This window comes from Clostridium sp. TJA038, from assembly GCF_058310255.1.
On sequence record NZ_JBZEFA010000003.1, the window covers coordinates 176,487 to 199,846 of the forward strand.

Genomic DNA, 23,360 nt, shown 5'->3' on the forward strand with positions numbered 1-23,360 from the left:
TTAATCCCCCATTCAAAACACGAACATTATTAATGATTAATTATTAATCATTCGTTATTTTAACCATAACACCCAAAACACATATTGTCAATATTTAAAATTATTTAAACATTCGTATTTTTAACTAAAAATATTTATAATAACACTTTTCTTAAAAAAATAATTCGTCTTTAAATAAAAGAGAGATATATTAATTTTTAATATATCTCTCTTTTATTTAATCTTCTCTTAAAATATTTATATCTTTACCCTTTAAAATTTTATTCATATTTCTCATAGAACACATTTTTCCACACATTGTACAACTATCTTCATGCTCAGGAATAGATTCTTTTCTATATCTTAAAGGCTTTTCCTTATCTATAGCTAGAGAAAACATTTCGTTCCAATCTAAATTTTTTCTAGCGTAACTCATTTTATTATCTATATACCTTGAATTTTTTATTCCCTTTGAAATATCAGCAGCATGTGCAGCTATTTTAGTTGCAACTATACCTTCTTTAACATCTTCTAAACTAGGAAGTCTTAAATGTTCTGCTGGTGTTACATAACAAAGAAAATCTGCTCCATGAGAAGCTGCAATAGTACCTCCTATAGCACTTGTTATATGGTCATACCCTGGTGCTATATCGGTTACTATTGGTCCTAAAACATAAAATGGAGCACCATGACATAACTTTTTTTCTAATAATACATTAGCTTCAATCTCATTAATTGCCATATGTCCTGGTCCTTCTATAATTACTTGAACATTTCTATCCCATGCTCTTTTTGTTAATTCACCAAGAGTAATTAATTCCTTTATTTGAATAGCATCTGTTGCATCAAATATTGACCCTGGTCTACAAGCGTCTCCTAAGCTTAAAGTTAAATCATATCTTTCACATATATCTAATAATCTATCAAAATATTCATAAAAAGGATTTTCTTTTTTATTTAATTCCATCCATGCAAAAAGAAGTGAACCCCCTCTTGATACTATATTTGTAATTCTTTTATTTCTTTTAAAGGTTTCAATAGTCTCTCTATTTAACCCTGCATGTATAGTAACAAAATCAACTCCATCTTTTGCATGTTTTTCTACAACCTCAAAAAACTCATCAACAGTTACATCTTTAAGCTCTTTATCGTAAAATCCAATAACATCATAAATTGGTACTGTACCTATCATAGCTTTAGAAACTTCCACAAGCTTTTTTCTAAAGGCATAAGTTTTTCCATAATTACTTAAATCCATTATAGATTCTGCCTTCATCTCTATAGCTTTCTTAACTTTTTCTAATTCTAAATCTATATCAGAACAATCCTTTGAAACGCCTAAATTAACATTTATTTTAGTTCTTAGACCTTGTCCAACTCCCTCTGCACTTAAACTTTTGTGATTTTTATTAGCAGGTATTACAATTCTACCTTTAGACATTAAACTTATTAATTCTTCAAGGCTAATACCTTCTTTTTCTGAAACTATTTTCATTTCTTTTGTAACTATGCCTTTTTTAGCAGCATCCATTTGAGTTGTATAATTCATATTAGTTCTCCTTATATTAATTTTTTAACTGCGCAGTTAAATTAAATTAGGATCCTAAAAAAATAAAAGCTTGCCCTAGGGCAAGCTTAATAAACAAGATAAAACTATATTTATTAAAAAATAAATAAAAATTTCACTTACTGCTTCCCTACGGTAGTACTAACTACATCAGGTTTTAAGGGTTAGAATCTATCCTCTCAGCATAAAAATGCACCCCTAGCAATTAATATTAAGTTTTATTTTTTCTAAATTATACTATTATTTCTATATTTTTTCAATATACTACATAAAAATATATTTTTATATTAAAAATTATTTCTATTTATATTGTAAATACAAATTCCTGAGATTGCTCCCATAATAAAAATAACTGCTAAATCCCAAAGCTTAAAAACATATAGTCCAAAATAACGAACAATTAAAATTAAAGCTAAAGCAACTACTATATGAATTACAACTTCTAATTTTGGTTTCTTTTTAAGTCCACCAACTATTTTATCAGTTATCCCTTTCTTCTTATCTAATAAACCATATAATAAAGCAAAAATTACTGTCGATATAACAAAAACTAATGCTTCTAATATATTTTGTAATAAAAGCACTTTATCCATAAGCCTCTTCCCTTCAAATATTCTTTAATAAAAATATTATAACATTCTAAATAATATGTGGTAAGTTTGTAAAGAAATTAAAATTTATGTATACCTTATAAAATTACCCTTTGTTTTTCATATTAAGATTTTCCTTAAAAGAAATAATAAACATCCCTAAAAACAAACCATTTAAAATCGAAACTACTACTCCACCTATTCCATAAGAAATATTAAATTCTCTAAAAATAAAGTAACTAAAAAATACTACTAAAAACATTATAATAGAAATACTAAAATAATATTTTATCTTTTTTTTAAAAGATATTCTTTTTATAAAGACTATCTTTCTGCTATCTTTAAGGGTATACAAAAAAAATACTATTATAAATATTCCAATTAAAGTACTTCCATGTTGAAAAAACTTATATCTATATATTTCATATTCTCCTAAAAATAAAATCTTCTCCCTAAGGTAAGGAATCTTCTCAACAAAGAATCCACTATTATGGGTAAAAGCATCCCAAAGCACATGAGTTGCCATTCCTAATATAGCAGAATAGATAAAAACTATTACTTCTTTTAGAGAATTTAATGAAAATTTCTTTTCTCTTAAATAAAAGTACCATTTATCAAAGGGGTTAGGTAAATTACTTATAAGTTGTGATTTAATTATATTATGAAAAACATAGGCTAATAAAAAACATAAAGGTAAATTAAGTAGAAAAAATCCTAATAATTTATGTCCTAAATTTCCATAAGGCCTAAAATTTATAAAATATAAAAAGTCTGGAGCCATACTTCCTAAAATTAAGGCAGTAATATTTAATTTTTTATTTTTCAAAAAAACTACAGCTGCTGGATGTGCTAAAGTAAAAGGCATATTCTCCTCCTTAATAAAATTAAATTTTATTAAATAAATAGCAAAAAATAAAATAAATCCTATATTTTTTTACTAAATAAAGCTAAATATTTTAATTTTCATTATATTGTTTTTATTGAAATTTCTCCTGAGTTTAAATAATCTATTTCTCCATTTTCATATTTAACAACTAAGGCACCATTTTCAGTAATATCAGTTGCTACTGCTTTATTTAACTTATTATTTTTATAAAAGGTAACTTCCTTTCCTAATACTAATGATAATACCTTATACTCTTTCATTATGTCCTTATCTTCTAAATTATTGCATAAAGCAAAAAGTTCATTTAAAATTTCTGCAATCATTCTATTTCTAGTAACTGTAGGCTTTTCTCCTTGAAATAATGAACAGGCTGAATGTTTTATTTCATCAGGGAAACTATCTTCCTCAGTTTTAAAGTTTATACCTATGCCAATTACAACATTCTCAACTCTTCCACTTTCAAAATTACCTGTTGCTTCAGTTAATATACCACAAAGCTTTTTACCATCTAAAAATATATCATTTACCCACTTTATCTTAGGCCTTTTCTTAGTTAAATTTTCTATTGCCCTACAAACTGAAATTGCAGTAGCTGTAGTTATATGTATAGCCTTTGAAAGTTCTATATTAGGTCTTAAAATTACACTCATATAAATTCCTTTTTGTGAAGGAGAAAAAAATTTTCTTTGAAACCTTCCTCTTCCAGCAGTCTGCTCCTCTGCAATTAAAACAGTTCCCTCTGGTATATCCTTATCCATTAAAAGCTTTTTTGCCTCTTGATTAGTAGAATCTATAACCTTATAAACCTTTATATAATTTTCTCTATACTCTTTATTTAAAAATATTTTTATTCCTTCTGCTGATATTAAATCATTTTCCTTTGTAAGTTTATACCCTTTATTTGTAACTGCTAAAATATTATATCCTTCTTCTCTAAGAGACTTTATATTTTTCCATATAGCTGCCCTAGATACAGATAGTCTTTTAGCTAATTCTTCCCCTGATAAGCTTTCATCTCTATTTTCCTCTAATATTTTAAGTATAGAATCCTTAAGTGCCACTTAATCTCCTCCAATCAATACTCTCTATAAAAACTTATTCTTTTAAGTAATACTCTCCTTGATTATATTTTTTATGCATAATATTGACAACCTCTTCTTATCACAAAAGACATATTTAACAAAAATATTTTTAAATAAAAATATTTTTTAAGTTATAATTAAATGTAAATTTAGGAGGTACTTTTATGAACTATATTTATGCTATAAAAAATTATATTCCCTTTGATGAAGTTGAAATAAAAGATAAAGAAGTTTTTTTAGATGCTTTAAACTCTTTTAAATATATTTTAACAAGAAAAAATAAAATACTTCATTTAACTGTTTCAGCTTTTGCAATAAATAAAGAAAAAAATAAATTTCTAATGATTTACCACAATATATATAAATCTTGGGCATGGACTGGCGGTCATTCAGATGGAGAAGAAATCCCACTTAAAACGGCTTTAAAAGAACTAAAAGAAGAAACAGGAATTAAAAATCCTAAAGTGCTTCTTAAAACTCCCTTTTCTTTAGAAGTTTTAAATGTAAATGGTCATGTAAAAAACGGAGAATATATATCTTCTCATCTTCATCTTAATTTAACTTATCTAATAGAATGTAATGAAGATGAAATCTTAACTCCTAAACTAGATGAAAATAAAGGAGTTATGTGGATTCCCTTTGATGAAATAACAAAATACTGTAATGAAAAACATATGATAAAGATTTATGAAAAGCTAATATCAAAACTTAAGCTTAAATTTAATTGACTTGTTTAAAACTTTTGATATATAATATATAAAAACTGAATTATTAAAAGCTTTGAATAGGAGTAGTAATATTAAATTCATAGACTAAAGAGAGTTGTGGTTTGCTGTGACACAATGTTATGATAATATGAACTTGCCTAGGAGCATATGTGTGAAAAAAAGCACATACGGTAAAACCGTTATAAAAAAATCGAGTGAGGAAAGAAAACTTTCCTAATAAGAGTGGTACCGCGAATATCCTTTCGTCTCTTAAATTTTAAGAGATGAAAGGTTTTTTTATTTTTTATAAAAAATTTTATTATATATACTTTATAGGAGGATTAATTAATGGGTAAATATAGTACTGCCATAGATAAAAAATGGCAAGATAAATGGGCCGAATCTGGCATTTATAAATTCGATCCAAATAAAGAAGGGGAAAAACTTTATGTATTAGAAATGTTCTCATACCCTTCAGGTAGCCAATTACATGCAGGACATTGGTTTAACTATGGACCAGTTGATTCATGGGCTAGATTCAAAAGAATGCAAGGATATAATGTATTCCAACCAATGGGCTTTGATGCTTTTGGTTTACCAGCTGAAAACTTTGCTATAAAAACAGGAATACACCCACAAGATTCAACAATAAAAAATATAGCTAAAATGGAAGAACAATTAAAAGCTATGGGAGCTATGTTTAACTGGGATAATGAAGTTGTAACTTGCTCACCTGAATATTATAAATGGACTCAATGGCTATTTTTAAAATTATATGAAAAGGGATTAGCTTATAGAAAAAAAGCTCCTGTTAACTGGTGCCCATCCTGTCAAACAGTTTTAGCTAATGAACAAGTAGTTGATGGTGCTTGTGAAAGATGTTCAACAGAAGTTACTAAAAAGGACCTTACTCAATGGTTCTTCAAAATAACAGATTACGCTGATGAATTATTAGATAAATTAGATGGTTTAGATTGGCCTGAAAAAACAGTTGCTATGCAAAAACATTGGATAGGAAGGTCTACAGGTTCTCAAGTTAACTTTAAAGTTAAAGATAGTGATTTAAGCTTTGATGTATTTACAACAAGAGTTGATACTTTATGTGGTGTTAGCTATGTTGTTTTAGCCCCTGAAAATCCACTTGTAGATAAAATAGTTTCAAAGGAACAAAAAGAAGCTGTTGAGGAATACAAAGAAGAAGCTAAAAAACAATCAGATATAGAAAGACAATCTATTTCAAGAGAAAAAACTGGTGTATTTACTGGTGCATATGCTATAAATCCATTAACAGGTAAGGAAGTTCCTATATGGGTTGGCGATTATGTATTAGCAACTTATGGAACTGGTGCTGTTATGGCTGTTCCAGCTCATGATGAAAGAGATTTTGCTTTTGCAGAAAAATTCAACCTTCCAATAAATAGAGTTATAGAAGATAAAGAAGGAAATAATACTACTCTTCCATTCTGTGAAGCTGGTATTTTAATAAACTCTGGCGAATTTAACGGTCTAACTACAGAGGAAGCTAAAGAAAAAATAGTTGAAAAACTTTCTTCTATGGGACTTGGTGAAAAGAAAGTAAACTTCAGATTAAGAGACTGGTTAGTTTCAAGACAAAGATATTGGGGTGCTCCTATTCCTGTTGTTTATTGTGATGACTGTGGTATAGTACCTGTTCCTGAAAGTCAATTACCAGTTGAGTTACCATATGATGTTGAATTTGCTCCTGATGGAAAATCTCCATTAGCTAAAAGTGAAGCCTTTGTAAATACAACATGCCCTCACTGTGGAAAACCAGCAAAAAGAGAAACTGATACTTTAGATACTTTTGTATGTTCATCATGGTACTATTTAAGATATCCAGATAATAAAAATACAGAAGCTCCATTTAATCCTGAAATAATAAATAAAATATTACCAGTTGATAAATATGTTGGTGGTCCTGAACATGCATGTATGCATCTTCTTTATGCAAGATTTGTAACTAAAGCCCTAAGAGATATGGGATACTTAAACTTTGATGAACCATTTACTTCTTTAACTCATCAAGGATTAATACTAGGACCAGATGGATTAAAAATGAGTAAATCAAAAGGAAACACAATATCTCCTGATGATTACATAAAAGAATATGGTGCAGATGTATTTAGAATGTATCTAATGTTTGGCTTTGCTTATACTGAAGGTGGTGCTTGGAGTGATGATGGTATTAAATCTGTAAATAGATTTGTAGAAAGAATCGAAAGAATTATAGATACTGCAAGAGAAGCTATAGCTAAAGGAGAAAATAACAAAACAACAATGGATAAAGCTGAAAAAGAGCTTAACTATTGGAGACATAACACTATAAAATCTGTTACTGAGGATACAGATAAACTTCAATTTAATACTGCTATAGCTAGAATGATGGAATTTATAAATGCTTTATCTAAATATACTCAAGAAAAAGAAATGAATCTTACTTTCTTAAAAGATGTAGTTTCTGATTACTTAAGATTATTAGCACCTTTTGCACCTCACTTTAGTGAAGAACAATGGAGTCTACTTGGAAATACTTCTTCAATCTTTAATGAAACATGGCCAAAATTTGACCCTAAGGCTTTAGTTAAAGATGAAATAGAAATAGCTATTCAAGTTAACGGAAAAATCAAAAATAAAATAATGGTTTCTTCTGATTTAGATGAAGAAGGAATAAAAGAAGCAGCCTTAGCTGATGAAAAAATAATTGCTTCAACAGAAGGAAAAAATATTATAAAGGTAATAGTTATAAAAGGTAGACTTGTAAATATAGTTGTTAAGTAATATAATATTAACGTTGCAAATTTTTTAATTTAAAATTAATACTAATCTTAAAAATTAACACTTTTAAAGAAATACCATAATTAAAAAGGTATCTAAAGAACTAAAACTTTAGATACCTTTTTTTCTTTATTACATTATTATATGATAATTATTTTTATCTATATTTTTATCTTTATTTAAAACCTTATAATAATACTCTTCTTCTCCTCTTAAATCAATATTATCAATTAATTTTATACTCTTTACTATTTTATTATTTAAGGCTTCTAAAAACTCGTACTTATTTTTAACTAATTCTTCTTCTTTAGCAACATCATAATAAGTGTAGCCAAAAACTTTTTTTTCATTTATAAGTTGCTCATTATCAGAATTTAAAACTGCGCCATCTCTTAATTGTCCTCTAACTTCAATAGGAGAATTTATTTTTATAGTTCCTTCTAAATTAACCTTTGAAGCTTTTCCTAAAACATCTATTCCAATGCCTGATTTGTTTTCTAAATAAAAATCCTTTAAAGTAACTTCACCATTATCAACTCTTATTCCATAACTAGAATTTTTCTTATTGTTTACTTTACAATTTTTAATATTAGCATTTTTTCCATCTAAAACCTCAATAGCCTTGTTAAAATTAGATTCAATAGAAACATTTTCCAATTTAACATCATCACCTAATATAGAAATAAGGGCATTATTATTTTCCTCATTCTCTCCCTTACATACTATATTTAAATTTTTAAGCACAATCCCATCTCCCTGTAGTTTAAAAAAATCCCCTTTAATATCTTCTGCTACCCTACTAACATATATGTTATTACCATTACCATCTATTACAATATTAGACCCAGTTATATCTAATCCCTTACTTATTTTACTAAGGTCTATATCTCTAGACAGCTTAATTTCTTCTAAACCTCCTTGATTTATAATTCTCAAAAATTCTTCTGTACTGCCTACTGTTTTTTCTATTCTAAAAATATTACTATATATTTTGCTCTGATTTAAACTTTCATTTATAATCGAGTTATCCTTTTTATTATCTATTACGTTTAATTCTTTGCCTAAAACTACGCTACTGGAGAGGTTATTTACTACTATAGCAGTTGCTAATATCTTTGCCACTTTTTTATGGGCCATATTAAAAATCACCTCTTCTTTATATATTTTATTATGAAATCATTATATCATTTTTTGTATAGGTTTTCAAAAATAAATTATAGATTTTTTTGACATATACTAGATTTTTTTAACCCTACTAAAAGATATAAATATATAATTGTATATATTATCTTTATTTTTTTACCTATTACTTATAAATTCTTTAATTTTAGATTAAATATAAAATTCTCCCATTATATAACAGGAGAATTTGTATACTATATTTTTTAATTATATACTAAAATTTTTAAAGCACTTTAGAAAACTCTTTAAGTAGATTTAAAACTTCCTCTTCTTTTAAAGGAGTAAAGTATTTTATAAATTCGCTATGATTAAACCTTATAAATAAATCTTTAGCCATTTCCATCCATTCTTCTAAAATGTAAACCCAAACTATCTCACTAGTTGGACAACTTAAAATAAAAGCCTCTACTCCAAAAAAGCTATATTCTAAAATATTATGAATTTCTTTAAGCTTTTTATAATGCTCTACTATTTCTTCACTTATTTTATATTCATATATATCACAATAAAAAAAGTCAAAACTCTCTCTTCTAGCCTTAAATCCATCACCTTTTATTATTTTAATCTTAGAATTTTCTCCAAAATTTTCTAAATATAAATTAACAACCTCATCACTAATCTCATAAACTATTATTTCATCAACCTTTTCTTCCTTAGAAAGTTCTTGAACAAAATATCCTAAGCCAAGACCTAATACTCCCACTCTTCCTTTAGCTCTTTTTATACTTTCATAGGAACCTTGTATTTCCTTTGGAGAAATTCTCATCCAAAGCTTATCTCCTTCATATAACTCTATAGGACTTTCTTTTAAAAAAGTTTTATGATTATATAAATATCCATCAAAGTCTTTTTCATCACTATATTTAATAGTAAAGTTTCCTAACGTTTTTTCCTTTATATTTTTTTTGTACTCTCTTATCTTCTTCTCACAATAATCTATATTATACGGTATCATACTTCTTCCTTTCTAGAATATTAAAAACAGATTTTTTACTTATTATACATTTTAACATAATATCTTACTATATATATAAACATAATTTTTCTTTTAAAAAAGACTATACTTAAGAATTATTTATTAAAACTTATCTTAATATATTAAAATTCTCGTATTTTTTCCTAAACAATCTATTACACTTTAAATTCCTACTAAAATAGTCTTGATTTATTTTCCTTAAAAAGATATAATTTAATCAATTAATACTAATTATTAATTAATTGAAATTTAAGTAGGTGATTTAATGAAAAAGGTAGCAATGAGCGATGATGCTTATGTTGAATTTAAAGAATTTCTAAAATCAAATGATATAGATAGTAATGTTATTAGAATAAACTTTGGTGGTAATGGCCCTATGGGACCTATGTTTTACGTAACTGCTGGAGAAGAAAATGAGGGAGATGAAATCGAAGTTATAAAAGATTTAACTTTCCTTATAGACCCTACCTTAATCGAAATATTTTTAGGTTTTTCTATTCTTTCAGATGAAGAAAACCTTGGAGAAGGATTAACTCTAACACCTTTAATGAATGATTATGAAGGTGGCGGATGTAGTGGAAACTGTGGTAGCTGTGGTAGCTGTCACTAAAATGAGTATATTTTTAAAAATAATATTTAAAATATATTAGTAATTACATAAATATTTATAAAATTTTAGGAGGAAAAGAACATGTCAGCTGTAAAAATGAGTAAAGAAGCTTATAATGAGTTTAAAGATTTTCTTAAAGAAAATGGAGTTGAAAAATTCGATATAAGAATTAACCTAGCAGGAGTTGGTTGTGGTGGTCCTGTATTTAACATTTCTGTAGATGAAGCAAAGGAAGATGATGAAGTTGTTACAATTGAAGATATAACATTCTTCGTTAACAAAGATTTAGTTAATGACTTTGAAGGATTCACTTTAGTTTCTTCTGATGAAAATGGAGGAAGAGGATTATCTCTTCAACCAGTAAAAAAAGTTGAAGGTGGATGTTCATCTTGTTCAGGATGTCATTAATAAAAAGAGAGGATTAATCCTCTCTTTTTTTATTTTAAAAATTAAATTTTACTTCTTAATTTTAACAGTATTTATTTTGAATTTTTTACTTTTTTTAGTTGTTTATATTTTACTTTAGTATTATAATTTAATAAATACTTTTATTTTAAGGAGGAGAGATAATGAACTTAACTCTAGTAAACCTAATTCCAACTAAAGAACAAAGAAAGTACCAAGAAGATGAACTAATAGCTTTTTTAGATATGTCAATGAATACATTTACAAACAATTCTGAAATTAATTGCGAAGCTCCTTCTTTTTTAAGAGAACCTTCCTTTAGTACAGATTTTTGGGTAGAAAGTTTATTTAAATTTGGATTTAAAAAAGTTATTTTAAATTGTAAACTTAATAATGGTTTATTCTTATGGAATAGTGATTTTTCAAGAGTTTATATAAATTCAAAATTTGATGATTTTGATTTAGTTAATCTAGTAAGTAAGTCCTGCAAAAAATTTGGACTTAAATTTGGAATTTACCTTACATTAAAAGATTACCCTCTTCTTAACTTAACTCCTAAAGAATATGATAATTACTATATAATGCAATTAAAAGAACTTATGAGTAATTATAATAATATAAGTGAAATTATTTTAGATAAATGTATTTTAGATAAGGATTTTTCTTCTCTTGATTTTGAAAGTTATTTTAAAGTAATAAAAGAGATAAATCCTAAGTGTATTATATCTAGCCCTATTGGACCTGATGTACGTTATACCTACTATTCAGATATAAATTATACAAACAAAATATTCTTCTCCTCTGTTAATTTAAAAAAATTAAAAGAAACATATAATGATAATTCTCTTTATAAAGGAGATATTTATGGTGATTCTTGGATAGTTGGAGAAAGTATTTATTCTTTAAATACTTGTTTTAATAATAAAAATACTCCTATTAATAATCTAAAAAATATATATAATAATTCCTTAGGAAAAAATTCTAATTTAGTTTTATCTATAACACCTAATAAAGAAGGAATTTTAAGAGAAGAAGATATAAAATTGCTTACTAAGTTTTCATCATATATAAGAAAAACATTTAGCGATAATTTAATTAAAGGGGCATCAATTTTAGCTACTAACTCTTCCTATAGTGATAGTTATAATTTAATTGATGATTACAAAAAATCCTATTGGATAGCTAATGAAAATGCTATTAACCCTTATATAGAGATAAATTTCAATAAAATTACAGAATTTAATATTTTAGAACTTAGAGAGTGGATAGCAGAAGGGCAAAATGTAGAAGAATTTAAGATTTATGGATACAAAAATGGCTGGTTTGAACTTTATAAGGGAAATTCAATAGGATATAAGCATATTGCTAGTTTTATTAGTCCTATTAAAACTGATAAAATAAAAATTTCCTTTACTAAGTATAAAAATCCTCCTCTTATAAATCATATTGGAGCCTATTTAGGAGAAACTAATTAAAAATAAAAAGCCTTTATTTTTTAAGGCATAGAAATTTTAATTTTTAAAGTTTCTGTGCCTTATTTTAATATAAATTTTTCTTATTATTTAAGATATTTTTTATAAATCTTCCTAGGTAAAGTTGTATTAAGAATAAAATTCCATTAAAATTATTCTTATACTATAAATTGTAACATTTATTGGAGGAGTAAAAATGAATATAGCTTATGATTTTATAATAGCTTTAATACTAGTATTTATACTACTTATGATGAAGCAATATATTTTAGCTTTAATAGTTGTAGTAATATATGCCTTATATAAATACAATAGTAAAAAGCCCTATATACTAGCTTATAAAGGTAATGTTGCCTTTAAAAATGGAGAAAGAGAAAAAGCTTTAGAGTTTTATAAAAAAGCTTGTACATATAAAAATACTAGTGATAGTATTAGATTACAATATGCTTATCTTACTTTATACTTAGGAAATTTAGAGGAAGCTACTAAACTTTTAAAGGCAATTGACTATAATAAATTACCTGAAAGATTAAGAGCTTCATACAAAATGACAGATGCTCTAATAACTTGGAAAAATGGGAATTTGCCAAAGGCTATTGATGAATTACAAAATCTTCATACTGAATATGAACATTCAACAGTTTATGAAACTTTAGGATATTTTTTAATTTTAGACAAGCGTTACGATGAGGCTTTAAAATATAACCTTATAGCTTATGAATATGATAAAGATAATAAAGTTATAAAAGATAACTTAGCTCAATCTTATTACTTTACTGGTGATAAAGAAAAAGCTAAAGAATTATATACTGAACTTTTAAAAGAAGACCCTGGTATTCCAGAGCCTTATTATTACTATGGTTTAATTTTAAAAGAAGAAGGAAATAATGAAGCTGCTTTAGAATCCTTTGATAAGGCCTTAACTAAAAGAGAATCTTATCTGTCAGCTTTAACTAAGGATAAAATTAGAGAAGCTATAAATGAATTAAATATAAAATAAAAAAAATACTATTTGAAATAAAATTAAATATTTCAAATAGTATTTTTATATTAATTAAAAGAATTTTTAATTAATATATTCGCAACTTCCACCATAAGTTAAATATTTTAAAGGTCCTTTTTCATAACTAAGAATATTTACCTTTAAAGTAGATTCTTTTAAAATTTTTAAAATTTCTTCCTTTGAATAATTATTTTTCTTTAAGAAAATCTTATAAGGAAATGCTTCCTCTTTCTTAGGATATATTCCCTTATTATTACTTAAAGATGTTACTCCTACATCAATTAAATCTTCTTTGTTAAATTCTTTAGGTAATATAATATGAGGTTTTACACTTTCAGCACATAAATTTTGAGAAGTATTCTTAGCCTTAATATCAAAGACTATATCAAAATAATCCTCTGGATTTTCTTTATTCTCTACAGAACTATTTAAAAAATCACTTTCATTTGCACTACTTATAGAGATTTCTTCAATACTTAGATTTAAAAAATCTCTACTTTTAAACCTATAAAAAAGTACTCCTCCTATTATGAAACAGAATAAAAATGTTATTAAAAAAAACTTTTTCAAATCCTTCCTCCTAATATTAAATAATTTTCATATTAAATTTATTTAATATTTAGTTATAAGCTTTTTTATTTTAAAATAGCAGGATTTAAAATTTATAAAATACTACGTAATTATAATATTTTCACAACCATTATCTTTAGCTATTTTTTCTAAACTTTTCATATAACTTTCATCTGTTACTAAATCCCCAAAGACCTTTATTCCTTCTTCCCTAACACCAAAGGGTCTATATTTTATAAGTTTATATCTACATTTATCACCAATTACTTTAGATACATCTTTTACTGTTTTTTCATTATTTAACCCTTTAGCTATAACAGTTCTAACTTCATACATCTTATTTAGACTTAATAGTTTATTTAAATTTTCTAATACTAACTTATTTGATGATTTAGTTAGCCAAATATTTTCTTCTTCACAGGTTGATTTAACATCAAGCATAAACTTATCTGTAAGGTCTATAAGTTCATCACTTAAATTAGTGTTGCCATTAGTATCAACAAAGCAAGTTAAACCAAGCTTTTTAACTTCTCTAAAAAGCTTTATTAAAAATTCTGAGTTTAATGTACATTCTCCTCCACTAACTGTTATTCCTCTTATAAAAAAACTATCCTTTTCTATTTTCTTTAAAAGTTCTTCTAAAGAATAATCCTTAGTTTTTGGTGAAGACATATAATCACAAATCTTTATACATTTATCACATGAAATACATTCCTCTTCGTCCCAAATAACTTTTCCATTGCTTATAGATAAGGCTCCTACTTCACAATTTTCAACGCATTTTCCACAAGCTATGCATTTATTTATAGTTTCAGGATTGTGACAGTATAAGCATTTAAAGTTACACTCTTGAAAAAATATAACCATTCTATTCCCAGGTCCATCTACGCAGGAAAATGGAATTATCTTATTTACTAAAGCCATAAAATCACTTACTTTCTAATTTTTCTTTCAAAGGCATGACAATTATTTTTTGCACCCATTGCAAATACATCTGTATTATTAAGAACAGCCTCACCCTTCTCAAGTTTACAAACTTCTGAACGCTTAGCTAAATATCCTGTTACTCTAATAACCTCTGCTCCACTTCCGTAAACAGACATATATCTTATGCCAGAATTAAAAGCCCCTTTTATAATATCTACTAAAGCTTCAGGATGCTCTTTATATGTATCCTCAAAAACAAAAATATCTCCTATGCCATTATAAAAATATTCATGAAAAGGTGCTGATTGAATTATATGCTCAAATAATTCTGGTTCTTCCCCAACTGGTATTCTGCATCCTGGTGATACATTTTTATCTAAATCAATACCTACTTGTGCATGAAGAACATAATGTCCACCAAAGCAATTTACATGTTTTGCTTCATGTTTAGAAACTATTTTATTTAATCTTTCTATTATTCTTAGCCCAAGCTTATTAGCATTTTCTGAATGCCCAAATCTCTCTTCTTTATTATTAGCATTCAATAAAGTATTTACAGCCTCTGCTAATCCTACTACCCCAAACATACCTGTAAATAATTTTTTCTGAATAAACCCTTCTTTTACTAAGAAATTAGAAGTAAAAAATTGAGTTTCTTCCACTAAAAATCTTATTCTTTCATCAATATAATTAATCATCTTAGTACTTACATAAGGAAGCACATTATCTAAAAAATCCTCTACAGAAGTAGCTTTTTTAGCAACCTCATTTAATTTTAATCTGACAAGAGTATATCCGCCCCCACCAATATAAAATCCATTATAACAACTTGCTATAGCATATCTATCTGTTTTAAAACTTTTAACATCCATCTTATGATTTGCAAAACTAGGTTTAGCAGTTTTTAGGGCAACTTTTGCACATAATTTAATAAAACTTTCACTAGTATTTTCTATATCATATTTCATTGTTAAGTTTGGAACTGCACAGTTTAACTCCTCCATAGCTTCTAAAATTAATCTTCCTGCAACAGTTTCTCTAGGACCTATATTAGCGTGAACAAAAGAGTCTGTAAGTGTTCTATCTATATGCTTTAAAAATAATTTAATAGCCTTTTTAGCTTCATTTTCATCTTCTACAAAAGGCTCTAAAAGCTCATCTAAATTTCCAATATAAACAGGAAATGTAGTTATTGAAGGCACATGCTTATAAAAAATCAATAAATTATTTGTAGCCTCCCATATATCTTCTGGTACTGAAAGATTTAAAAACTCACAACCTTTTTCCATAAGTAAAGAATAATCTGGAATTATGTATCTTGGTCTAAAGGGAGCATTTCCTTCAAAAAGAGTACATATACACCCTTCGTCTATTAATTTTTTTGTTTCATCATCAATATTTAAGACATCAATTGTATTTTCTGCATATGCAGCTAAATTTTTAAGTTGTTGATTATATGTTAAAGATTCATCCTTTAATATATCTAATACTCTACCCACAGCGTTTCCCCCTTCTAAAAAATTACTTTTAAATTTATAAAAAAACAAAAAAACTTATATTAAATATAATTTAATACAAATTTATTATATATCTTTCTGTAACCGTGTACAAATTTATAGGAATAATTTTCAATTAAAAAAACTAAAAAATCTGCTAGGTAAACATTTAATACTCTAGCAGACTTTTAATTTCATAAAAATTTATGTATTTACTTAACCTGATTATTTAATTCATTTACAGTTATTGTTTTACATCCTCTTTCCTTTAATGCAGAAAGAATTTTTGTAATAGGTGAATCCTCTGTAAAGTTATAAACTTCCTCATTACTTGAAGATTTATTTGTATTTTCTATACTTCCTAAGAAAATATAAGGGTGTATAAAAAAGGAGGTTAACATTTCATTACTACAATCCTCTATTCTTTTTGATACAGTTTCACCCTTATCTTTTACATATCCTAAAGGTGCAGGAACATATAAAGTTGACTTATTACTTAAACTTACTATAGGATTTAAATTCCAATAACCTGCATAAGGTTCAAACATTACAGGAAAATAATTTTCTATTATTTTTTGTTGATTTCTATCAGCCTTATAATGAGGACTCTCAAAAAATCCTACAGGTATATTTAAAGTTTTAGCTGTTTTAAGTGCTGATTCAACAACATTTAAAACATCTTCTCTTGTACTATTAACATTCCATTTAAGTTCAACCCCTAGGGCTGTTACTTGCTCTTTATGTTGATGAGTATATCCATGTAATCCTATTACTGCACCTCTGTTTATTAAGTGGTCTAACATATTTATAAAATGAACATTTTCAAAGCTATTATTTTTAAGTAAATCATTATCAATTCCTTCTTCTGGATTTACATATCTAGGAATCCAAGCTATGTGGTAAACTATATTATTATTTTTAAAATAATCTCCTAAATACTTCATTTTTTCCATGTTATTATCTTGAGAAAAAACTCCTCCTGAAGTAACATCTTCAATTCTTATTAGGGCAGCTTTACCTTCATTTACTTCATAATTAGTATTTAAATTTTTATCCTTTCCTAAATAAAAATATATTGAATTTTTATCAGAATACCAATCATCTCTAGCCCCTATAAGTTCTTTAAAATCATTTAAAGATATGTATTTTTTATTTCCTATGTCTAAAACTTCTCCTCTTAAAGCCATATTACCTACATTAGTTAAAATTTCTTTTGAGTTTAAATCTATGTAATTATCTTTATTTAAACTACTTAAAATTTTATTAGTCTCTAAAATAACCTGTCCATTTTTTTGTAAATCTTCTATAGAAATATAATATCTTAAATTTTTTTCATAAATATTATTTTCTAAAACAAGAGGCTTGTCTTCTATAAATATTTTTACTCCCTTAACCTCACTTATTTTTCTATCTTTTTCACCTTCAACTTCTAAATATTTAATTTTTTCTCTTGTAGCTTTAGTATCAAAAGTTATTTTGTTATCATAAGCTTCTATATTAGTTATAGCTTCTTTTCTAAAGGCTATTATTTTAAAAGCAACAACAAATAAAATAACAAGAAGAATTATTAACAATACTAGAGCTAAATCCTTCACAATTTTCTTCACTAAACTCCTCCTCTACAGTAAAAGTCATAAAAAATAAAATACATAAAAACAATATAGCATATATTGATTTCTAATTAAATCAATATATGCTATTATTTTCATTTATTTTGCCCATTCTTGTAGATTTTCTTTCATTTCTTGTAATCCATCAGTAATGGTATATTTATTTTCTTCTTCCTTTTCTAAATGCTTAATCATACCAAAAGGATGATTTAAACTTAAATCTTCTTTACCTGTTAAAACCCAAAGAGTTCTATAATTTATTGGTTTAACCTCTAGTTCCTTTTCTCCAACCCCATCTGTAAAATAAACTAGAATATGATTTCTCATATTATTTTCTTTTATATATCTAAAGACAGGTGAAAATTTTGTTGAACCATTTTTCTTACTTCTTGGTTTTATATCATTTATACCTTTTAAATCATATACTCTTCTTATTTCATCATCACATTCTATTACCGTTATCTCAGCTCTTTTATTTTGAACAATTCCTAATACTTCAGTTATTATATTTTTAAACTCTTTATCAGAAATAGAAGCTGAAATATCTATAGCTATTAAAATTTTTGGAATTGAGCTTGGTAACTTTCCTCTAAGGTCTAATCTTTCAGGAAGACGTCTATCTTTTCTTGTTATAGTTTTTCTATAACTTCCCCTTGTTGTAGGAATTATTTTCTTTAAAACTTCACTCCATTTTATTTCAGGCTTTTCTTTCATTTGTAATATTATTTTTTCTAAGTCTTTAGGAGCTTTTCCTTTATAAGCATTTATAGCAGTTTTTTTAGTTATTCCTTCTAAACTATCTATGCTTATGGTAGATTCTTCCCACAATTCATGAGACTTTTCTTGACTTACCAATTCTCCAGAATTATTATCATCATCTGTAATTCCATATTTCTTTCTTCTTTCAATTGCTTTTTGTATTTCTTCTGCATACTTTTCCATTGGCATATCTGGTTTTAAATCTATATTATATTCTAAGTTTACATAGTCTAATCTTTTACTATAAGGTGGTAAACTTTTTATATATTGATTTATAGCAATATCCATAGCTATACTAATTGCAAGAGTTGAATACTTTCTACTTAAAGCCTTAGCCCTTTCATAATGAGACATCATTATATGATATACCTCATGTTTTAAAAGTGCTTGTACTTCTTCTAAATTACACTCTAAAATTATTCTAGGATTAAAAGCCATAGTAAAATGTCCCATTTCTGGTTTAGTTGCTATAGGCCATTTAATATCTGTTCTTATTTCTCTTTTAACATGAATTAAAAATTGACCAAAAAAAGAATTTTCCTTGTCATAAAGAGAAATTATTACACCTTCTATTAAATCCCAAAATTCTCTTTTAAAATCATCTGTTAATTTTTTATTTTCTTCCTCTGCTTCCATTGCTATATTAAGAAGTTTTCTCCTAGTTCTTTCATAATCCATAAGGCCTCACCACCTAGCTATATATATCAAAAAAGGCTTCTAAGAACTTATCTTCATTTAATAAACTTCTATATAATTTTTCTGAGTGATCACTCTTTATTTCCTTCATTATTCCAAGTCTTAAATCTTTAGGATAACAAGCTAATAAATCAGAGAATACTTCTAACTTTTTACCATAATCCTCTAAACCTTCAAGATAGAATAAAGCACTCTTTGCTATAATATACATTCTTGAATGATTTTCACTCATTATTCTTTCTCTTATATTAAATCCTAAAACATCACTTGCAAAAATTTCTTCATTAGAAATAAGTGGTTTATTAAGGTTTCCTATATAAGCTATAAATTCTTGTGCTATAGTAGCCCCTACGTTTCCCTTTATAGCATTATATAATATTTCTTTAGAAAAGTTTTTTCTATTTTCTAAGTAAATTTTGTAAGCTTTAGATACTCTCTCCCAACTTCTTGGAGTTGCTTTTATTGTATCTAAAGAATTTGGTGTATGGAAATATTCTGGGAAAGTTGATAAAAACTCAATTATATTTTCATGAATCTTTCCTTCTCCCATAGCCCAGCTCATCCATTCTTTTAAATTTGAACTAATATCTATCCAAACAAATCTATCTTCTTGTGCAGGGTCCATCTCAATTACTTGATAATCACTTTCCTCATAATTATCATATTTATTTGATGGGTTCATAGCAGCTAATATGTACACATCTTCACTTAACTTATATCCATTAATTTCTCTATTTAATATAAGGTTCATAAGTTCTTGTTGAACTGCATGCTCACATCTATTTAACTCATCTATAAATAAAAGAACCTTTTCTCCTCTTTCAATATGTTCATCAATTTCCATAAGTTTTACATGAGTTGCATATCTTGTTATGCTTTTATTTATTAAATTTCCATCAAAGGTAACTTCCTTTTTTTCTACCATAGGAAGTCCACCTATTTCCCCTTCCTTAAGAAGATTTCCATCTATAGTAACTAAATGATAGTTATTTATTTTACTAAGTTCCTTTGCTAAAGAAGTTTTTCCTATACCACTTTCCCCTATTAAAAGAGGCACTTCTCCTGTCATAAGAACTAAATTAACTGTACTTAACGCTTCTTTAAAATCCACTTTAGTTTACCTTCTTTCTATAAATTTCTTTTGAAACTTATTTAATAATCCCTCTTTAAAATGTAAAATACGCTCTTTAATTTAAACTCTTTTCCTTACATTATTTTTTATATTGATAACATACTATCTACTAAGATTATCTTAGCTTTCTTACTCCCATACTCTTTTATAAACTCAACTTTATTCATTTCTAAAACTTCTAAATCAATAAAATCTAAAAGATAAGATTCATCAACATCTTCTTCTGCTACCTTCTTCATAAGTATATCCACAACCATTTCTACATCTATACTTTCATAAAGATATTTAACAACGTTAATATTATCTCCTATAAAAGTTTCTAAATCTTCATATGTATAGTTTGGTAAAAAGTTTATAGCCTCTGCATCTTCTTTAACAGCTAATCTCATAGCTTCTAAAGTTGGATTTTTTATAAATTTAATAGCTGACCAATGATTTTTAACGGCCATAATTTGAACTTCCTCTGAAGGATTTTCTATGTATTTTATTGAATCATAATCCTTAGATACAGCTATTTGCTTTAGCTTCTCTGAAGGATTTTTTATAAACTGTATAGCCCATCCTTTTGTCTTAACAGCCTCTTCCATAACTTTTTCTGAAGGGTTTTTTATAAGCTTTAAAGCATTCCATAATGATTTAACAGCTAATATACTTAATTCTTCAGAAGGGTCTTTTATATACTCTATAGTGGTAGGATTTCTTCTTACAGCTTCTTCCTTACATTTTTCACATTGATTTTCAATGTATTGAATTGTAAAAGGATTTTTCTTAACAGCCTCTAATTGCATTTCTTCTGTAGGATTCTCCACTTCTCTTATATATAAAGGATTTTCCTTAATTTTTTTTAATTCTAAACTATCAACGGCATTCATAAATCACACATCCTCAATTCTAAATTTCTCTCGATAAATGCTCAATAACTTTAACCCTTAAATAATGTGTTGCTCCGATAAAAGTTGAGTGTTTTCATCAACTTTCTAATTTACATTTATTATTATATAACAATAGATATCAAATATAAAGATATAAAACAAAAATTTAAAATAAACACTTAAAAAAATTTACTTAGTTAATTTAAATTAAATATTTATAGATGATTTAAAAAAAATAAATACCACCTTAAATTAAGGTGGTATAAAATCTTTTATTTAAATATTATACTTATCTATATCTCTTTGCACAGCATGCAATAAATTATTTAATTCCCAAACTTCGCCCTCTTCAATAAGCTTATTAAGACTTATTTGATATCTAGAAGCCTCAGCAACTTTTCCTATAGAAATAAGAGTTAATATACTATTCATTATGCTACTTATAATATCTGATTTAACTTCAAATAAGGTTTGAGCATCTTTTATTTCATCTTTTATCTCAAGCATCTCTTCATCTAAGGTAAAGGCAGCATCTGCTGCACGCTTTAATTTAAACTGTATATCCCTTGGCAAATTCTTTTTATATTTATAATTTAAAGAATGTTCTATTGTTGCCCAAAAGTTCATAGCTAAAGTTCTTATTTGAAACTCTGCAAGTATATCTCTTTGACCCTCTGCCATATTTATAGGATATCTTATAACTACATGATAGCTTCTATAACCACTTGGTTTGACATTACTAACATAGTCCTTTTCATAAAGAACCTGCATATCTTTTCTATTTCTAATAATGTTAACTACCGTATCTATATCATCAACAAATTGGCACATTATCCTAATTCCTGCTATATCCTCCATTTCATATTGGATTCTATCTATAGGAATGCTATATTTATTTGCCTTTTCTAATATGCTAGATACTTCCTTCACCCTTCCTGTTACAAACTCTATTGGTGAATATTCATTTTTTCTTCTAAATTCTTTTCTAATACTTCTTAACTTTACCTTTAATTCACTTACCGCTTGGTCATAAGGAGTTAAAAAGTCTTTCCAATTTTGTATAGCCATAGAACCACCTATTTCCTAACTCTCTTAAAGAGTTTTTTAAACTCTCCTCGCTCATTATACCAAAAAAAGTATTAAAACTAAATATTTCAAAATCTTAATTTTACATGAAATAATTTCTTTAATCTAGTATCTTCAAAGGGTCAAAGTCAATAAAATCACAACTTGTAAGCTTATAATCTATTCCATCTCTCTCCTCATTTAGAAGTCTACCTTTAAGTGCTGCTCCATGAAGATGACCATATATAACTTTATTAACACCAAATTCTTTAAATATATCAATAAAAGCTGAATCCTCAAATTTTTCATTAGTAGGAGGATAATGAATCATACATATTATCTTTTCATATCCAGCCTTTTTAGCTTCTTCTAAAGAAAGTCTTAATCTTATCTTCTCTCTTTCAAAGATTTTTTTATCTTTTTGAGTAAATTTTTCAGCTCCTTCGCAAATCCATCCTCTACTTCCACATATAGCCCAGTCTTTATAAGTGAAAAAATTGTTTTGTATAAACTTTGTATTTTCATACATACTATTAAGTTTAGAGATACTGCCCCACCAATAATCGTGGTTTCCTTTTACTATTATTTTTTTACCAGGAAGACTATTTATCCAATCTAAATCTTCTTTACTTTCTTCAGATTTCATAGACCAAGAAATATCTCCAGATATTAAAACAGTATCTTCATCCTTAACTTTATCATGCCAATTTTTCTTTATTTTTTCATGATGATTAAGCCATTTCTCACCAAAAATGTCCATAGGTTTATCTGTATTAAGTGCTAAATGCAAATCAGAAATAGCATATAACGCCATATTTCATCACCTTTCATATATGTATTTATTTTTAAATATAAGTTATATTTCCCCTTAAAATTTTTCTAAATTTATTCAGTAATTTATTATACACTTTTATTAATTATATATACAAGTTTGTCCTTAAAACCATAGAAATAAAAAAGAGTATTTAGAACATATTT

Annotated in this window: 21 protein-coding genes, 1 riboswitch and 1 other annotated feature; of the genes, 6 read left to right on the top strand and 15 right to left on the bottom strand. The window is 26.4% G+C overall.

Annotation, left to right across the window (positions count from 1 at the left end):
* Window positions 1-217 precede the first annotated feature (217 nt).
* The 4 genes from thiC to AC4FQV_RS07870 form a co-directional block, all read right to left on the bottom strand.
* Entirely contained in the window at window positions 218-1,528 is a 1,311-nt protein-coding gene (gene thiC / locus AC4FQV_RS07855; protein WP_491165272.1) for a phosphomethylpyrimidine synthase ThiC, read from the bottom strand.
* Window positions 1,529-1,656: 128 nt separating this feature from the next.
* Window positions 1,657-1,756, bottom strand: a riboswitch (TPP riboswitch).
* Between the two features lie 77 nt (window positions 1,757-1,833).
* On the bottom strand, window positions 1,834-2,139 hold the full coding sequence (locus tag AC4FQV_RS07860; RefSeq protein ID WP_491137956.1) for a hypothetical protein: 306 nt from the start codon (window positions 2,137-2,139) through the stop codon (window positions 1,834-1,836).
* 103 nt (window positions 2,140-2,242) lie between these two features.
* A complete protein-coding gene (locus tag AC4FQV_RS07865) occupies window positions 2,243-3,001 on the bottom strand; it encodes a DUF4184 family protein (protein ID WP_491165273.1) in 759 nt (252 codons plus the stop codon).
* Window positions 3,002-3,102: 101 nt separating this feature from the next.
* Complete coding sequence (locus AC4FQV_RS07870) at window positions 3,103-4,083, bottom strand: biotin--[acetyl-CoA-carboxylase] ligase (protein ID WP_491137953.1); 981 nt, start codon at window positions 4,081-4,083, stop codon at window positions 3,103-3,105.
* 185 nt (window positions 4,084-4,268) lie between these two features.
* On the opposite strand from AC4FQV_RS07870, the gene AC4FQV_RS07875 reads away from it, so the two are divergent.
* Together AC4FQV_RS07875 and leuS are read left to right on the top strand one after the other, a co-directional pair.
* A complete protein-coding gene (locus tag AC4FQV_RS07875; protein ID WP_491165274.1) occupies window positions 4,269-4,832 on the top strand; it encodes an NUDIX hydrolase in 564 nt (187 codons plus the stop codon).
* A 43-nt stretch (window positions 4,833-4,875) separates the two neighbouring features.
* Window positions 4,876-5,085 (top strand) — a binding site (T-box leader).
* A 74-nt stretch (window positions 5,086-5,159) separates the two neighbouring features.
* On the top strand, window positions 5,160-7,610 hold the full coding sequence (gene leuS / locus AC4FQV_RS07880; RefSeq protein WP_491165275.1) for a leucine--tRNA ligase: 2,451 nt from the start codon (window positions 5,160-5,162) through the stop codon (window positions 7,608-7,610).
* A gap of 129 nt (window positions 7,611-7,739) precedes the next feature.
* Here the strand turns inward: leuS and AC4FQV_RS07885 are convergent, their stop codons facing one another.
* Window positions 7,740-8,744, bottom strand: coding sequence for a pectate lyase-like adhesive domain-containing protein (locus AC4FQV_RS07885; RefSeq protein ID WP_491137950.1), 1,005 nt, complete (start codon window positions 8,742-8,744; stop codon window positions 7,740-7,742).
* Between the two features lie 268 nt (window positions 8,745-9,012).
* Window positions 9,013-9,744 (bottom strand): polyamine aminopropyltransferase, encoded by a 732-nt coding sequence (locus tag AC4FQV_RS07890; RefSeq protein ID WP_491165276.1) that lies wholly within the window; start codon window positions 9,742-9,744, stop codon window positions 9,013-9,015.
* Between the two features lie 286 nt (window positions 9,745-10,030).
* Between AC4FQV_RS07890 and AC4FQV_RS07895 the strand changes: the two genes are divergently transcribed.
* From AC4FQV_RS07895 to AC4FQV_RS07910, 4 genes are all read left to right on the top strand, one after another.
* A complete protein-coding gene (locus tag AC4FQV_RS07895) occupies window positions 10,031-10,375 on the top strand; it encodes a HesB-like protein (RefSeq protein WP_491137948.1) in 345 nt (114 codons plus the stop codon).
* A gap of 81 nt (window positions 10,376-10,456) precedes the next feature.
* The gene (locus tag AC4FQV_RS07900; protein ID WP_491137947.1) at window positions 10,457-10,783 is read left to right on the top strand and encodes a HesB-like protein; all 327 of its coding nucleotides are present in this window, start codon (window positions 10,457-10,459) and stop codon (window positions 10,781-10,783) included.
* Window positions 10,784-10,944: 161 nt separating this feature from the next.
* Window positions 10,945-12,255 (top strand): alpha-L-fucosidase, encoded by a 1,311-nt coding sequence (locus AC4FQV_RS07905; protein WP_491165277.1) that lies wholly within the window; start codon window positions 10,945-10,947, stop codon window positions 12,253-12,255.
* Window positions 12,256-12,448: 193 nt separating this feature from the next.
* Window positions 12,449-13,252: a tetratricopeptide repeat protein gene (locus AC4FQV_RS07910; RefSeq protein ID WP_491137945.1), complete on the top strand. Its 804-nt coding sequence runs from the start codon at window positions 12,449-12,451 to the stop codon at window positions 13,250-13,252.
* Between the two features lie 66 nt (window positions 13,253-13,318).
* Here AC4FQV_RS07910 and AC4FQV_RS07915 read toward each other — a convergent pair whose 3' ends face one another.
* From AC4FQV_RS07915 to AC4FQV_RS07955, 9 genes are all read right to left on the bottom strand, one after another.
* Entirely contained in the window at window positions 13,319-13,825 is a 507-nt protein-coding gene (locus AC4FQV_RS07915) for a hypothetical protein (protein WP_491165278.1), read from the bottom strand.
* Window positions 13,826-13,927: 102 nt separating this feature from the next.
* Window positions 13,928-14,749: a YjjW family glycine radical enzyme activase gene (locus AC4FQV_RS07920; RefSeq protein ID WP_491165279.1), complete on the bottom strand. Its 822-nt coding sequence runs from the start codon at window positions 14,747-14,749 to the stop codon at window positions 13,928-13,930.
* Window positions 14,750-14,757: 8 nt separating this feature from the next.
* Window positions 14,758-16,251, bottom strand: coding sequence for a YjjI family glycine radical enzyme (locus AC4FQV_RS07925; RefSeq protein ID WP_491165280.1), 1,494 nt, complete (start codon window positions 16,249-16,251; stop codon window positions 14,758-14,760).
* Window positions 16,252-16,460: 209 nt separating this feature from the next.
* A complete protein-coding gene (locus AC4FQV_RS07930; RefSeq protein ID WP_491165281.1) occupies window positions 16,461-17,855 on the bottom strand; it encodes a polysaccharide deacetylase family protein in 1,395 nt (464 codons plus the stop codon).
* A gap of 102 nt (window positions 17,856-17,957) precedes the next feature.
* On the bottom strand, window positions 17,958-19,295 hold the full coding sequence (locus AC4FQV_RS07935) for a vWA domain-containing protein (protein WP_491165282.1): 1,338 nt from the start codon (window positions 19,293-19,295) through the stop codon (window positions 17,958-17,960).
* A 13-nt stretch (window positions 19,296-19,308) separates the two neighbouring features.
* Entirely contained in the window at window positions 19,309-20,424 is a 1,116-nt protein-coding gene (locus AC4FQV_RS07940) for an AAA family ATPase (protein ID WP_491137937.1), read from the bottom strand.
* Window positions 20,425-20,531: 107 nt separating this feature from the next.
* Window positions 20,532-21,317 carry a hypothetical protein gene (locus tag AC4FQV_RS07945; protein ID WP_491137936.1) on the bottom strand — a complete coding sequence of 262 codons (786 nt, stop codon included), beginning with the start codon at window positions 21,315-21,317 and terminating at the stop codon, window positions 20,532-20,534.
* Between the two features lie 276 nt (window positions 21,318-21,593).
* Window positions 21,594-22,385 carry a GTP diphosphokinase gene (gene yjbM, locus AC4FQV_RS07950; RefSeq protein ID WP_491137935.1) on the bottom strand — a complete coding sequence of 264 codons (792 nt, stop codon included), beginning with the start codon at window positions 22,383-22,385 and terminating at the stop codon, window positions 21,594-21,596.
* A 118-nt stretch (window positions 22,386-22,503) separates the two neighbouring features.
* The gene (locus tag AC4FQV_RS07955; protein WP_491137934.1) at window positions 22,504-23,196 is read right to left on the bottom strand and encodes a metallophosphoesterase; all 693 of its coding nucleotides are present in this window, start codon (window positions 23,194-23,196) and stop codon (window positions 22,504-22,506) included.
* Between the last annotated feature and the right edge of the window lie 164 nt (window positions 23,197-23,360).

Coding starts and splice junctions, on each gene's coding strand:
- leuS (WP_491165275.1), top strand. CDS start 5,160: ATGGGTAAATATAGTACTGCCATAGATAAAAAATGGCAAGATAAATGG.
- AC4FQV_RS07935 (WP_491165282.1), bottom strand. CDS start 19,295: ATGGATTATGAAAGAACTAGGAGAAAACTTCTTAATATAGCAATGGAA.
- AC4FQV_RS07920 (WP_491165279.1), bottom strand. CDS start 14,749: ATGGCTTTAGTAAATAAGATAATTCCATTTTCCTGCGTAGATGGACCT.
- AC4FQV_RS07885 (WP_491137950.1), bottom strand. CDS start 8,744: ATGGCCCATAAAAAAGTGGCAAAGATATTAGCAACTGCTATAGTAGTA.
- AC4FQV_RS07875 (WP_491165274.1), top strand. CDS start 4,269: ATGAACTATATTTATGCTATAAAAAATTATATTCCCTTTGATGAAGTT.
- AC4FQV_RS07860 (WP_491137956.1), bottom strand. CDS start 2,139: ATGGATAAAGTGCTTTTATTACAAAATATATTAGAAGCATTAGTTTTT.
- AC4FQV_RS07955 (WP_491137934.1), bottom strand. CDS start 23,196: ATGGCGTTATATGCTATTTCTGATTTGCATTTAGCACTTAATACAGAT.
- yjbM (WP_491137935.1), bottom strand. CDS start 22,385: ATGGCTATACAAAATTGGAAAGACTTTTTAACTCCTTATGACCAAGCG.
- thiC (WP_491165272.1), bottom strand. CDS start 1,528: ATGAATTATACAACTCAAATGGATGCTGCTAAAAAAGGCATAGTTACA.
- AC4FQV_RS07865 (WP_491165273.1), bottom strand. CDS start 3,001: ATGCCTTTTACTTTAGCACATCCAGCAGCTGTAGTTTTTTTGAAAAAT.
- AC4FQV_RS07895 (WP_491137948.1), top strand. CDS start 10,031: ATGAAAAAGGTAGCAATGAGCGATGATGCTTATGTTGAATTTAAAGAA.
- AC4FQV_RS07945 (WP_491137936.1), bottom strand. CDS start 21,317: ATGAATGCCGTTGATAGTTTAGAATTAAAAAAAATTAAGGAAAATCCT.
- AC4FQV_RS07905 (WP_491165277.1), top strand. CDS start 10,945: ATGAACTTAACTCTAGTAAACCTAATTCCAACTAAAGAACAAAGAAAG.
- AC4FQV_RS07900 (WP_491137947.1), top strand. CDS start 10,457: ATGTCAGCTGTAAAAATGAGTAAAGAAGCTTATAATGAGTTTAAAGAT.
- AC4FQV_RS07910 (WP_491137945.1), top strand. CDS start 12,449: ATGAATATAGCTTATGATTTTATAATAGCTTTAATACTAGTATTTATA.
- AC4FQV_RS07890 (WP_491165276.1), bottom strand. CDS start 9,744: ATGATACCGTATAATATAGATTATTGTGAGAAGAAGATAAGAGAGTAC.